Origin of the sequence: Pararhizobium sp. LjRoot238 (assembly GCF_964252955.1) — a bacterium.
In the GTDB taxonomy this organism is placed as follows: domain Bacteria; phylum Pseudomonadota; class Alphaproteobacteria; order Rhizobiales; family Rhizobiaceae; genus Pararhizobium.
The window spans coordinates 215614-229244 of sequence record NZ_CAXUPP020000003.1; the positions used below are offsets into that span (position 1 = coordinate 215614).

General features: G+C 55.5%; 9 protein-coding genes and 4 pseudogenes. 6 read left to right on the forward strand and 7 right to left on the reverse strand.

The annotated features are described in order from the left end of the window. Positions 1–117: 117 nt before the first annotated feature. The 5 genes and pseudogenes from ACSQ3F_RS25710 to ACSQ3F_RS25730 form a co-directional block, all read right to left on the reverse strand. Positions 118–248 (reverse strand): annotated as a pseudogene (locus ACSQ3F_RS25710) (Lrp/AsnC ligand binding domain-containing protein); the annotation flags it as partial. A gap of 9 nt (positions 249–257) precedes the next feature. Further along, the gene (locus tag ACSQ3F_RS25715) at positions 258–1046 is read right to left on the reverse strand and encodes an ABC transporter permease (RefSeq protein ID WP_436103035.1); all 789 of its coding nucleotides are present in this window, start codon (positions 1044–1046) and stop codon (positions 258–260) included. 2 nt (positions 1047–1048) lie between these two features. Further along, positions 1049–2227, reverse strand: coding sequence for an ABC transporter permease (locus ACSQ3F_RS25720; RefSeq protein ID WP_436103036.1), 1179 nt, complete (start codon positions 2225–2227; stop codon positions 1049–1051). Further along, complete coding sequence (locus tag ACSQ3F_RS25725; RefSeq protein WP_436103123.1) at positions 2224–3234, reverse strand: ABC transporter ATP-binding protein; 1011 nt, start codon at positions 3232–3234, stop codon at positions 2224–2226. The genes ACSQ3F_RS25720 and ACSQ3F_RS25725 overlap by 4 nt, the downstream gene beginning before the upstream one ends. Before the next feature lie 155 nt (positions 3235–3389). Then, entirely contained in the window at positions 3390–4451 is a 1062-nt protein-coding gene (locus ACSQ3F_RS25730; RefSeq protein ID WP_436103037.1) for an ABC transporter substrate-binding protein, read from the reverse strand. A gap of 1267 nt (positions 4452–5718) precedes the next feature. On the opposite strand from ACSQ3F_RS25730, the gene ACSQ3F_RS25735 reads away from it, so the two are divergent. The 6 genes and pseudogenes from ACSQ3F_RS25735 to ACSQ3F_RS25760 form a co-directional block, all read left to right on the forward strand. Then, positions 5719–6768 (forward strand): phosphotransferase, encoded by a 1050-nt coding sequence (locus tag ACSQ3F_RS25735; RefSeq protein WP_436103038.1) that lies wholly within the window; start codon positions 5719–5721, stop codon positions 6766–6768. 4 nt (positions 6769–6772) lie between these two features. Beyond that, positions 6773–8095, forward strand: coding sequence for an aspartate aminotransferase family protein (locus tag ACSQ3F_RS25740; protein ID WP_436103039.1), 1323 nt, complete (start codon positions 6773–6775; stop codon positions 8093–8095). A gap of 23 nt (positions 8096–8118) precedes the next feature. Next, a complete protein-coding gene (locus tag ACSQ3F_RS25745; RefSeq protein ID WP_436103040.1) occupies positions 8119–9486 on the forward strand; it encodes an NAD-dependent succinate-semialdehyde dehydrogenase in 1368 nt (455 codons plus the stop codon). Positions 9487–10063: 577 nt separating this feature from the next. After that, positions 10064–10729 carry a GntR family transcriptional regulator gene (locus ACSQ3F_RS25750; RefSeq protein WP_436103041.1) on the forward strand — a complete coding sequence of 222 codons (666 nt, stop codon included), beginning with the start codon at positions 10064–10066 and terminating at the stop codon, positions 10727–10729. Between the two features lie 207 nt (positions 10730–10936). Then, positions 10937–11719, forward strand: a pseudogene (locus tag ACSQ3F_RS25755) (IS91 family transposase); the annotation flags it as partial. Positions 11720–11977: 258 nt separating this feature from the next. Further along, positions 11978–12129 (forward strand): annotated as a pseudogene (locus ACSQ3F_RS25760) (SLC13 family permease); the annotation flags it as partial. Between the two features lie 140 nt (positions 12130–12269). On the opposite strand, the gene ACSQ3F_RS25765 reads toward ACSQ3F_RS25760, so the two are convergent. Together ACSQ3F_RS25765 and ACSQ3F_RS25770 are read right to left on the reverse strand one after the other, a co-directional pair. Continuing rightward, positions 12270–13256, reverse strand: coding sequence for a molybdopterin-dependent oxidoreductase (locus ACSQ3F_RS25765; protein ID WP_436103042.1), 987 nt, complete (start codon positions 13254–13256; stop codon positions 12270–12272). Further along, positions 13256–13611: pseudogene (locus tag ACSQ3F_RS25770) on the reverse strand (carbon-nitrogen hydrolase family protein); the annotation flags it as partial. The gene ACSQ3F_RS25765 and the pseudogene ACSQ3F_RS25770, both read right to left, overlap by 1 nt. Positions 13612–13631 lie beyond the last annotated feature (20 nt).

Sequence of the window (13631 nt, forward strand, 5' to 3'; positions counted from 1 at the left end):
GCGGCCCTCACCGAAGGCTATTGGACTAACATCGTCCCATGTGTGTGTTTTACTCCGACCTCCGAGGCAGGGAGCCATCCTGGGTGTTTCGCGACACTACGAGCTGCCCGCGCGGCAAACCATTACCTCGAGCAGGAAATCATGGTCTCCCGAAACGAGATGACATGCTATTACTTCGGGCATGGGGGCACGGTTTTCAAGAAAGAGCCAGCATTGTCGTGGGAGTGTCGCTCGACGCGGATCCCGGCGGCCCCGCCTTACCCTTGCGTTGCATCCGTTCGGAGTGAATGCAGCAGTGCAAGGGATAAGCCGACTGCTACGGTCGCGGCGATAAATAGAAATGCAGCGGCAGCGATCGTGGGGCTGACGTTCTCTCGAAGGCTCGAAAACATTTCTCGCGCCAGCGTGCGTTGATTGGGTCCAGCGACGAACAGAGTCAGTACGACTTCGTCCAAAGATGTTGCGAACGCTAGCACAGCACCGGAGAGAATTCCCGGCATTGCAAGTGGCAACGTTATCCGGCGAAATACAATCCATGGCGAGGCACCAAGGCTTTGAGCGGCAAGCTCGGTCCGCCCGTCGATTCCGGCAAGTGCTCCGCTGATACTGATAACAACGAATGGAACGGCAACAACTGTATGAGCGATGATGACACCTACGTAGCTATTCGTCAGGCCGAGCCGAGCAAGAAGCACCTGCATTCCAACACCAAGCACCACTGCGGGCACCACCATTGGCAGAAGGAAAAGTGTGCGGAAGGTTCCGCGCAACAAAAGGGCACGATCTCGAAGGCCCAAAGAAGCCGCCATTCCAAGTAAGGTAGCTAACAAGGTAGTCCCGCCGCCAATCATCAGGCTGTTGATTATGGATCGCCGCCACGTGTCCGCCGAAAGCAGTTCCTCAAACCAACGAAGGGAATAGGACGGGACGGGGTAGGTCAGAATTACGCTTGACGTGAAGGCGAGCGGCAAAATAGCAATGAGTGGAGCGACGAGGAATAGTATCGCCAGCGGCGAGAAAACCAGTTTTGCGGCCTTAATCCACATGGTCAATGTCCTGTTCCCTCTTCCTTAGAAATTCGGGCGTATGCCGTGTAAAGCAGCAACGTCGCAACGAGAAGCACCATACCCAGCGCACCGGCCATGCCCCAGTTTGCGGAACCTGTGGCATAGAAGGCTATGATGGAACTAATCATTTGGTCACTGGGGCCCCCAATTAGTGCGGGAGTGATGTAGTAGCCAATAGCCGAGATGAATACGAGAAGGCTCCCCGACGCCACGCCTCGCAGGCTCAAGGGCAATAGTACGCGTAAGAAGGCGCGGAGAGGATTGGCGCCGAGAGAGGCAGCGGCCGGCATCAGATTTCTCGGAACGGCAATAAGCGTGCTGTAAATGGGAAGCACCATGAAGGGAAGAAGGACATGGGTCATCGCGATGACAACACCGGTTCGGTTGAAGATCAGAGGCAGGGGAGTGGCAGTCAAGCCGGTCCAAAGCAGCAGGTCATTGATAAGCCCTTTCTCCTGCAGCAGGATGAACCAAGCTGCGGTTCTAACCAGAAGAGAAGTCCAAAGAGGAAGCAGGACGGCAGCGAGCATCAGATTGCGTCTCCATCCGTTGACCGATGCCACAATCAGTGCATAGGGAAGGCCGATTACAACGCATGAAAAGGTGACAAGCGTTGCGATCCAAAATGTCCGCGCCATGATCACGACGTTTACAGATTGTTCTGCCGGGAGCCGCTCGAGTTCGCCGCTTGCATTGCGCCCCAGATCGATGGCTGCGAGAAGATTTCTGTCAGTCAACGGTGACAAAGCGTCTGCGATTGCAAACCAAAATTGCGGATTTTCCCAACGGGCGTCAATTGACACAAGATCGACTGGCGGATTTTGAGCATCATTGAGCGCAGCTATTGTTTTGGGAATTAGGGTCCGGAACCCGGAGCGGGCGCTATTCAATCTACGAACCATATCGCCGAGATCCTGAGGATCCCGAACGTTCTTCAAATCGGCGATAAGTTCTGTCTGCATCAAGGTTGTCGGCGGTGATTTGCGGTCCCACTTGCTCAGGACGACGACGCTCCGCGGCAAAAGGTGTAGCACGGCCGTGTCGGACACAGACTGAGAAAACATGCCAATAAGTGGCCAGACAAAGAACGCCACGAGGAAAGCGGCCAGTGGCGTGATAAGGAGAATTGATCGCGCGGTTTTGATCTGTTGCCTGTTCATTTAGCAATGACCTTGCAGTCACCAGAGGAAAAGCCCGCGTAAACCTTTGTTCCCTGGCCAAATTCTTCAGAGCGCCGATTTAAGCTAGCGATCATTGAGTTACCAGCGCCAGACAACTGCACGCGCATATGATTTCCCTGATAGACCGAATCGGTAACCTGCAGCTCCAAATGGTTTTCAGACGCAACTTTGTCCGCAGTCAATTCGAGGCGCTCAGGTCTGATGGAGAGGTAAACTTCTTGCCCAGATGACACGGTGCCCGTGACTGCAGAAGTGATTTTTTCACCGGAGTGTAGTCTTACCAAGGCTTGCCCGGCGATCACACTTTCCACAACGGCATCGACGAGGTTGGTCTCACCGATGAATTCTGCAACAAAACGGGAGGTAGGCGCGTCGTATACCTGGCGCGGTGTCCCTATCTGTTCGATTTTGCCTTTGTTAAATACTGCGATCCGATCCGACATTGTAAGAGCCTCGGATTGATCGTGCGTAACGAACACTATGGTCAAGCCAAGGCGGCGATGCAAATCACGGATGTCGAGCTGCATTTGTTCTCGTAGGTTCTTGTCCAACGCACCGAGCGGCTCATCCATCAGGACCACGCGCGGTTCAAAGACCAGCGCACGGGCGAGCGCCACACGCTGCTGTTGGCCACCGGAAAGCTGCGACGGCCGGCGATTTGCCAGTGGCGCAAGCTGAACCATCTCGAGTGCCCGCATCACGCGCTTGGCAACATCCGCTTTATTAACTCCACGCATTTGCAGCGGGAAGGCGACGTTTTCACCGACCGACATGTGAGGAAACAGAGCATAATTCTGAAACACGACACCCATATCCCTTTTATGGGTCGGCACCTCGTTGATTGCCTTGCCGTCCAGAAATATTACACCGGAGGTAGGTTGTTCAAAGCCTGCGAGCATCATGAGCAAAGTTGTTTTGCCTGAACCCGATGGCCCTAAAAGGCTTACAAATTCGCCTCTGGCAACAGCAAGATTGAGGTCCTCCATGACACGAAGCGTGCCATAGGATTTAGAGATCGAATCGAACTTGATGAACGCTGTCAAAAGTCTTCTCCCCTGTCGACGCCGGCAGTATGGCCACCAAAAGCTGGGCAGCGACGCGGGCCAAAAGCATTTCAGCCAGCGTCGCCCATCGGTTTTCCTTACTGTGCTAGCCACGCATTAAAGCGCTTGGTCAGCGTTTCGGAGTTGTCGATCCAGAAGTCGGTATCGAGCGCGATCGATTCGGTCATGTTGGCAGGTTGCGTTGGCAGGTCCTTGGCATACTCCGCGGGAACCTTCGCCGCAGCGTCCTTGTTCGGCAAGCCGTAAGCAATGAACTCAGGCAGTTTCGACTGGTTTTCCGGAAGGCTCGCAAACGCTATGAAGTCCTGGGCAGCCCCTTGGTTCTCGGTGCCTTTCAGCACTACCCAACTGTCAACGGCATAGATGCTGCCCGGCCAGACCACTTTGAAGTTCTTCTTCTCAGCGCGGTTGATTCCAGTGATCCGGCCATTGTACGCTGCCGCCATGGCGACTTCGCCGGAAGCGAGAAACTGCAGCGGCTGAGCGCCCGACTCCCACCAAACGATGGCGGATTTCAACTCATCGAGTTTCTTGAATGCTCGATCAATACCCTCGTCAGTAGCGAGCGCGTCATAGACCTTGTCCGCCGGAACGCCATCGGCCAGCAGAGCGAATTCAAGGGTGTATTTCGGCCCCTTGCGGAGCGACCGTTTTCCGGGAAATTTCTTCACGTCCCAGAAATCAGCCCAAGATTGCGGGCCATCTTTAAACTTGTCTCCGTCATATGCGATCGCGGTTGACCAAACAATTGCGCCCACTCCGCAGTCGCTTACAGCGGATGGCAGAAACTTGTCCTTCCCACCCATCTTTTCCCAATCGATCTTTTCAAATAGGCCGTCTGCGCAGCCAAGAGCAAGCTCGTCAGATTCGACCTGAACCACGTCCCAATTAGGTGTTCCAGTTTTGACCTTGGATTGAAGGACACCAATGCCGCCATCCCACGATTCATCCAGCAAAGGCTTCCCCGTCATTGTCGCAAAAGGCTTGAAGTAGATATTCCGTTGAGCCTCCTGGTAGGTCCCGCCCCACGACGTCACGGTCAGATCGCGCGCAGCCGCCATCCCGCCGAAGGCGACCGACAGGCTTATGGCGGAGGCAAAGGTCACGCCCAATCGCGCGATCGAATACAAATTCCTCATGGTCAATTCCCCTTTTCTATTTTGAGTGACGCGAATTACACCGGCTGAGCGTGGAAACGAGCCTCTCGCGAGTTCGCGTTCTCCTCTTTCCCAGCGGGTAAGCTCAAGTCGAAGTGAGCTGGAATTTCTGATACATCATGCATCAATTCCGTGTCAAGGTCCTTTTAGGTTTGCAAATTGCCGCGCTCACGGTCTGAGCGGGGCAAACGAGCCCCCGACAGGCCAGTGCATGGCGACGATTTTTAAGTATTGTAGGCTGTTCATCATGTATCGCTATCGCAAGTACCGCCTCTGTCGTCAGGACGGCTTGCCTTCACAAAGCAAAGCCTTTCGGAGTGCCGTGAGCTCACGTGCGCCGTTTCTAGTTGAAACAAAGGCCCATGCATGGTGATCGCAGGATTTTATCCATGGCCGCTTTTCATGGTGGGTTCTTCTGCTTTACCGCAACAAACACTTTCCGTTTGCACATGTCGTCGGTGATGTGCCGAGCGAAATTCTTGGCGGCGATGCCGGCCACTTCGATCTACGACGACCGCATGCAAAAAAGTCGACGGCTATTAACGAACGTGGAAGCAAGCCTTGATCGTTTCAGAAAAGGGCGCCGAGTGCCTCCCGAATGCGATCCCGGCCAGAATCGAGTGGCACATCACGCCGGGAGAACATGTTTAAGACGACTATATCGGGACGTTAACAGATTTATGCATTATGAACTTTCAATGAAGACCGTTGACGGAGAGTGACGTGCGTAAGCCGACGGGTGCAAGAGCCAGCAACAGAAAGAATTACCAGATTCTTTTGCTACACAAACTAGGAGATACCGCCACGAAACACTATAGGATCCAAAGGTCCTGGCGCGCGAAGGTTATATTTGGCACACGAAAAGCACATTCGGGCAAAGCATCGTCTTCAAAAACCGCGATGCATCAGATGTCAACAACGCTTGACGCATGATGCATCAAGATGTATTGCTTAACCGGAGCACCCACCGCGATGGAGAGAGAATGGTTAAGCCCAGCCAATCAGGGCGGCGTTTGCCGCCTTCGTTCGTAACCGAATGGTATGACGATCGCCTCTACGCGACGGCCGCCGCACTTGTTTACGGGAATGTGTTCTCCCCAACTGAGGGTCTTTTCAGGGGAACTCTGGCGGCTCTGGCCACATTTGGCGTTGGCTTCGTCGCTCGGCTGTTTGGGGCGCTGGATCAACATCCAAGAGCTACCCTCACCAACTGCCGCCACCTCTGCGTCACCGCGAACCGGGTCCGTCTATGATTGAACAATCAAATGATTCACAGAGAAGCGATGCGCTGTCTTCGCACTGGGTGCCGCTTCCCGAAGCTGCAGTCGAGAAGCTGGTCAGGAATATCTATGGTTTGACAGGCACCGTGAAGCGCTTGTCGAGTGAGCGAGATGAAACCTTCCGGTTCGCTGCGTTGGATGGCCGCAACTATACGCTCAAGATCGCAAACCCAGCCGAGGACCCAGAAGCCCTGAAATTCCAGAGCAACGCACTGCTTCACCTAGCTGCTGTTGCCAGTGAGGTGCCTGTGCCCAGGATGGTTTCGCCATTGACCGGAGGTTCCAATTCTTCGTTCACAGACGAAAGCGGGGGGCGACGCATCGTCCGCCTGCTGACGTTCCTGGAAGGCGAGCAGCAATACCGCACCCTCCCATCGCTCCAGCAAAACTGGAACCTCGGCTGCGCACTCGCAGCGCTTGGTCACGGATTGCGCAGCTTTGAAGGGCGTCCAAACGGCAAGCTATTGTGGGACATCTCGCATGCGCTCGATCTGTCGGACTTGGTTGGTTGCGTGGGTCACAGCAGACAGCTATTGGTCAAGAACGTCCTGGCTGAGTTCGCAAGGAAGGTGCCTCCAGTCACCGAACAACTGCGAACGCAGATCATCCACAACGACTTCAATCCGCACAACATTTTGGTCCATCCTGACAGGTCAGCAGAGATCGTCGGCATCATCGATTTTGGGGATATGGTGCATGCGCCTCTTATCAACGATCTGGCTGTAGCCCTCTCTTACCATGTTGCGACAGATGATTGGCCTGCTCTTTCGAGGGCGCTTGTCTGCGGATATCACTCGGTCGCGCCGCTTACGCCGCTGGAAGTCGATGTCCTGCCCATCCTCGTCAAAGCACGTCTCGCCATGACGATCATTATTACCGAGTGGCGGGCAGCGAGTCGGCCCGACAATCGCGATTATATTTTGCGCAATCACCCATCCGCCTTGGAAGGTTTGCAGCGCCTGTCGAAACTAACCGACCCTGAACTTCGTCGTATTCTTTCACCCAATTGCGAGGCATGACCCAATGGCAATGGTAAACGCGTTCACAGCCGAGAATTTCGCACGTCTCAGCGCCGCGGAGCAAGCTCTGATCAAGCGCAGGGACAAAGTACTCGGTCCGGCCTATAGGCTATTCTACGAACGTCCGCTGCATATAGTCAAAGGCGAGGGCATATGGCTCTTTGATGCACAAGGCAACCGATATCTGGACGCCTACAATAACGTGGCCTCGATGGGTCATTGTCATCCCAAGGTGGTGGACGCAGTTACCAAACAGACAGCAATCCTGAACACGCATACGCGCTACCTTCATGAAAGCATCATCGAGTATGCTGAACGGTTGACAGCGACGTTTCCAGCGGAACTCAGCCAGGTGATGTTTACGTGCACAGGCAGCGAAGCAAACGATCTCGCGGTCAGGATCGCACGCTATGTTACCGGCGGTACGGGGATCATCGCAACAAGTCTCGCTTATCATGGCTTGACGAGTGCGGTTGCCGAATTCTCTCCGTCGCTCGGTGAGTTTGTTAATCTTGGAGAACATGTGCGAACGGTCGCCGCACCAGACTCCTACCGCTACTCCCGCGAAGATCAGATGCTCAAGTTCGGCAGGGATGTCGAAGCTGCAATAGCCGACATGAAGCGGCACGGTATCAAGCCAGCCATGCTCATCGCTGACTCAATTTTTTCCAGCGATGGCATCGTCTCCGATCCAAAGGGCTTCTTGAAACCAGCCGTCGATGCAATTCATGCGGCGGGTGGCCTGTTTGTCGCTGACGAGGTCCAGCCGGGCTTTGGCCGCACCGGGGATACAATGTGGGGCTTTGAGCGTCATGGCGTCCTTCCGGACATGGTTACCTTGGGCAAGCCGATGGGGAACGGTTTCCCGATGGCCGGCCTCGTGGTCAAACCTGAGATCGTGGCGGAGTTTGGGGCGCAAGCCAGGTATTTCAATACCTTCGGTGGCAATCCAGTGGCCGCGGCCGCTGGCGCGGCTGTGCTTGATGTCATTCAAGGTGAAGGTCTGCAGCAAAGTGCGTTGGAAGTCGGCCGTTTCATGCTCGACGCCCTTCAGGATTTATCACAGGAGTTCAAGCAGATTGGTGATGTTCGAGGGACCGGGCTGTTCATCGGGGTCGAGATCGTTTCCGACCGGAGTGACAAGAAAGCCGACGCCGCTGCGACGACCCGCATTGTCAATGGTTTGCGTGAGCGCCGAGTGCTTATAAGCGCGTCTGGACCGAGTGCTAACGTCCTCAAGATCAGACCCCCTCTGGTGTTCTCCCAGGCGAACGCCGAACTGCTTTTGGGAGAGTTGCGCGAAACACTTCTCGCGCTGCGAACCTGAACCTGCCCTGGAGGAATTCGACGATGATCATTACAGTTGACCCATCGACGGGTCGTGAAATCGAACAGCTGAACTTTCACACGGACGCCTATGTTGACGAGCGATTGACGTTGGGTGTCAAGGCTCAATCCCTTTGGCGCAAGAATTCTCTAGCAGAGCGGGCGAGGCTGCTCGTCAGAATCGCTGAAATTCTAAGGTCGGATGCCGCAAGACTTGCCGCGTTAATTACAGTCGAAATGGGTAAGCCGATTTCCGAGGCTACAGCGGAGATCGTGAAATGTGCCTGGAATTGCGAGCACTACGCCGAAAATGCCGAGAAATATCTTCAGCCGGATTACATCGAGGCTGGGCACCGCGAAAGCTATGTCGCATACGAGCCGATCGGGATCGTTCTGGCAATAATGCCATGGAACTATCCATTCTGGCAGGTTTTCCGGTTTCTCGCTCCAGCACTTGCTGCCGGAAACGGGGTCGTCCTCAAGCACGCTCCGAACACTTCGCGTTGCGCTTTGGCAGCGCAGGAGGTCTTTGAGATGGCGGGCGGGATGTCGGGTCTGTTCTCGACGCTGTTGATTGATACGTCGAAGGTGCGGGAACTCATTGAAGATCCTCGGATCGCCGCGATCACTCTAACCGGCTCTACCAACGTGGGCAGCATCGTAGGAGCACAGGCTGCAGGAGCGCTCAAAAAGCAGGTCCTTGAACTGGGCGGCTCGGACCCGTTTATTGTCCTAGGCACTGCCGATGTCCAAAAGGCGGCCAAAGCAGCCATACGAGCAAGGTTTTCAAACGCAGGCCAAGCGTGCATTAACGCCAAGCGTTTCATCGTGGAGGAGGACGTAGCAAATGAATTTGTCGAGGTATTTGTCGACGAAGTAGGCAAGCTGGTGCTCGGGGATCCCAACGATCCAGAGACAACCATCGGGCCTATGGCCCGTTTTGACTTAAGACAGACGCTGCATGGGCAGGTTCTACAGTCGATTAGTGAGGGCGCTGTACTGAAGATCGGTGGAGCCTATGCCGCACGTCCCGGTTATTATTATGAGCCGACGGTGCTGGATGACGTCAAACCGCACATGACCGTCTTTGGGGAGGAGACTTTTGGTCCAGTTGCAGCCGTTATCCGAGTCTCGGATGCAGAAGAGGCGATCGAGTTGGCCAATGCAACAGTATACGGTCTCGGGGCTTCGCTATGGAGCACGGACTTAGCTCTTGCCAGGCGACTTGCGTTGCGCATCGACGCGGGTGCGGTGTTCGTCAACTCTGTCGTTGGATCAGATCCTCGATTGCCTTTCGGGGGGGTGAAGCGATCTGGCTATGGGCGTGAACTCGGCGAGCATGGGATCAAGGAATTCACCAACGCCAAGACCATCGTCGTCAACGGGTTGTAGATGTGAAGAACCATGAACTTTCAATCGATAGCGCGCGTCTTTGAACCCTCATGGAGATGACAAAGAACGACGCGACGAAGAAGGGAGGTTACAAGCGGATCGCATTCTCGCCGGAAGACGACAACCGCGAGCCTTTCAAATCTTGGTGTTTGGGCGAAGGCCTAATTCTTCAGTTTGACGAGTATGGCAACATGTTTGCCCACGCGATGAGATAGAGGATCGGACCCATTCCGATCCACCGGTATCATTTACATATCGAGCAAGGGCCGTTTCTCAAAAGCGACGCCAGCAAATCAGCGTTGTAACTGGGTGGAATCGGCCTTAAGCGATATCTGCTGTTTTTCACTGGGGAGGAAGCGGATTGCCGGATTACATATCGGCGGAGCATTTGCGGCTGGTGCAACTGCGGCTTAGGTTGGTCTCATGCGAGGGCTCTTGTGGTCTTTTCGTGAGACTTAATGCTCAACGGGTGTTTGTGTAGAAGCTTTCGTCCAATGCTACGATATTTGACACCACTCGCTTTTGCATCAGGATGCGATTCGAGTCGATGCGACTTAAGTGATGACGAAGGATGAATATGAAGGACGTGTTCGAGCCATTGGACCGCAGCAGTCTCTATGAATCCGTATATTCGAAGATATCACTTGCTCTAATCGATGGCGTCTTGAAACCCGACGAGAAGCTGCGCATCCGCGCCTTGGCCGAGCAACTTGGCACGAGTGTCACGCCGGTTCGCGACGCTATATTGAAACTCGTGCAAGAGGGAGCGCTGGAATGGCGTGGTCCGAAGGACATTCGTGTCCCTCGTATGAGGGCTTCGCAATTCGAGGAGATCCGCACCATTCGACTTCGAATAGAAGGACTGGCCGCTTCGCTTGCCGCCGGCAAGGCAAGCCGTGCACAAGTTGAGGAACTGAGGAGCATCTTGGTCGAGATCGAAAGCGCCAGGAATATGGATGACCATATAGCAGCGATCCATCTTAACCGGATGTTTCATGGGAAGATAGCGAGTATAGCCGGCCTACCAATACTCGAGGACATGATTCAAAGAATGTGGCTTCGCATGGGCCCCGTGATTGCTTCCATTTATGCCAGCGGTGGCCGAGCGATGATCGTCCATTTTTACGAATTGCTGGACGCTATCGCAAAACGGAACGCGATTGATGCAGAGACAGCCATGCATAACGACATCAACTCCGCCGCCCAAGTTATTCGTAATTCGGGCCTTTTGGCACCGGACTGAGTTCCGTTATGCGTTCCGATGATGCATCATTCGACATAAACAGCCCGCTTCTGCGCGGGGTACATGGGCGGCCAAATAAACAACTCGAGTTCCCAACTCACGGTCACGGCGGCCTGTCACCATTTTATGCTCCGAGCACCCCTATCCCGATGAGCGATCGTACCTCATCTACTTCTTTCGATCACCGAGGCGGTAACGAAAACACCAGACCCCCGGCATCTCGGCGCCGAGATCGGTTTCTTCGCCGTTTTGCACACCTGGGGGCAAAATTTGCTGCACCATCCCCATCTGCACTGCGTCGTCCCGGGTGGCGGGTTCTCGCCAGACGGCACGCGATGGATCGCCTGCAAGCCGGGCTTCTTCCTGCCGGTCCGAATGCTCTCACGCCTGTTCCGGCGATTGTTCCTGGAGCACTTGGAGAAAGCCTTCGACGCTGGCAAGCTGCAGTTCTTCTCCGACTTGCGAGCGCTGAGCGAACGCAACGCCTTCCGGCGCTATTTGGCGCCGCTGCGAAAGGGCGAGTGGGTCGTCTTTGCCAAGCCACCCTTCGCCAGGCCCGAGCAGGTGCTCGACTACGTCGGCCGATATACGCACCGCGTCGCCATCTCCAACAATCGCCTCGTCGATGTCGAGGATGGCACGGTGCGTTTCCGCTGGAAGGATTATCGGCACGGCGATCGGCAAAAGGTCATGACCGTGTCAGCCGACGAGTTCATCTGCCGCTTTCTACTGCACGTCCTACCCGAAGGCTTCCATCGAATCCGTTATTACGGCTTCCTCGGCAATCGCTACCGCGCACAAAAGCTCGCCTGCTGTCGCGACCTGCTCGGCATGCCGGTTCCCGAGCCATCGGACTGCCGAGCTCCGAAGGACTATCACGACCGCTACGAGGAGCTCAGGCAATGCCCGGTCTGTCATCAAGGGCACATGATCATCATCGAAACCTTCGACGGCGTCACCGGACCACTGCGATACTGGGATACGTCGTGAACGAAGCGCGCCGCTTTCATCGTCACGCACCGCTCGACTGGCAAACTCCGCCGGTCCCGCGAAGGTGCGTGCCATCCTGCCCACCAGCGCCTTCCGGCAGGTCACGGAGTCGATCGTCATCTCTTTCGAAACCGGAATCCGCGCTGCTTTCGTCCCTGCGTCCCCCCGCAGCTGCAGCGTCAACACCAACTCGCGATGCCCCTTTCCTTGGACGGGCACCATTCAATACCCACAGAACGCCACTCGCGCCCGCGGCCTAGCCCGGTCTCCACCAATGGCGCGCTTGTCGTCGCCAATGCGCCGAATGACTGGTGGAAGCGGTCCTGCGGCAGTTGCTGATCTCGGCGCGTATTGCCATCATCGGACCGACCGCTGCCTGGCTGGTGTTCGCTGTGCCTGAACGGGTCTGAAACCGAGCGTACATCCCGAAAGCATGCCGAATGCTCGTCGGCATGGTTGCGCCGGTTGAGAACGACTGCATTGTTTTGAGGGGCACCGGATTTTCTACGCGCTGGTTACGCCCTCTCAACCGTTCGCACTAGAGAAGGGCCTAGACACAAACTTGAACTTGGACTGAATGCACTGCGTTTCTTGCGGCCGATGGCGGCTGTCCTTCGCCCAACTCGTTGGTGCAGCGACACAGCAAGACATGCTGGCCCGATGCTGGGGCCCATGGCAACTCGAACCGCTGCCAACTTCTATCTTCCCGCGGACCTACAGTGGCCTTGTGCCACGAGCCTCCTCCATCCACGCTGACTTCCACGGTTGATATCTCACGATCTCCCCACGCCCAGCCCCATATTTTCGTTGGCACGTCAGCCAACAGTAGATGTTCAGGGGATGGCGCCACGATAACGGACTCCGGTGCGACGCTCCAAACTGGCTTCACCCCTGATGGGGTGGGATCGTTATAGAAGCGCGTCGTATAGGCGCCGCTCGCCCGCTGGTTCGCGGCCGTGATCGAACCAACCCACTTTACGGAGTTCGTTCCGTACCAACCCGGTACAACCAGTCGAACCGGACCTCCGCGCTCCGCCGCGAGCGCCCGGCCGTTGAGCTCAAGTGCGAGAAGAACCTCTTCTGCGAGTGCTTTCTCGATAGGCAGGTCTTTTTGATAGGCTTCTTCAACTTCCGCGTATTCGCCCCACTCTAGGCCGGAAGTCCATACATATGACGCATCGGTGCTGATCTTTGCACGTTCCAGAACAAGCGACAGCGGCACGCCTTTCCAAACCACATTTCCAATCCTGCGCTTGGCGACTGTCGGGGCAAGAGGGCTTCCAGCGCATTCGTGAAAAGACATGTACTCGCGCTGAGGCATGGCTTGAAGATCCGAGAGGCGCAACCTCGTCGGGTTGCCCACGAGGCCATCGACATCGAGATGCCACGCGTCGGGGTCGATGTTCAGGAACCCCATATGCGTGACCAGAAAAAGATCGTCCTCCGGGGTGATCCAGGAGTTGAGAGCATGAACTCCTTCCGCCGGACCTTGGAAGGAGAAACCCTTCTTGGTCATGTGCAAACCCGTCCGCGTCATCACCTTCCTCCTACAGCGCCTGTGCATCGAAGCGGGTTCCATATTCCTCCCGGCCTTCTTGGAACCGAAACGATTTCATGACGTCGTTGCCGGTTGACAGTGACGTCGAATATATCGAAGTGGTTGTAACCGGCAACGACGTCATGAAATCGTTTCGGTTTACGCACTCATCCAGATCTATATGGGCATAGCCTATACCCTCATCGATCATTTCATCCCCCATTGGCACCCCAGTTGGTCCAAGGAAAAAGCTGTTGGCCCGCGGACTGGCATCGATGATCGCCTCGATTGCAGGATCGTCCAAAGCAATGGATGTGCGCGCGCCGTCATCTAGGCGCCCGGCTACAACGATGCCGTGTTCGACATTCCTCTACT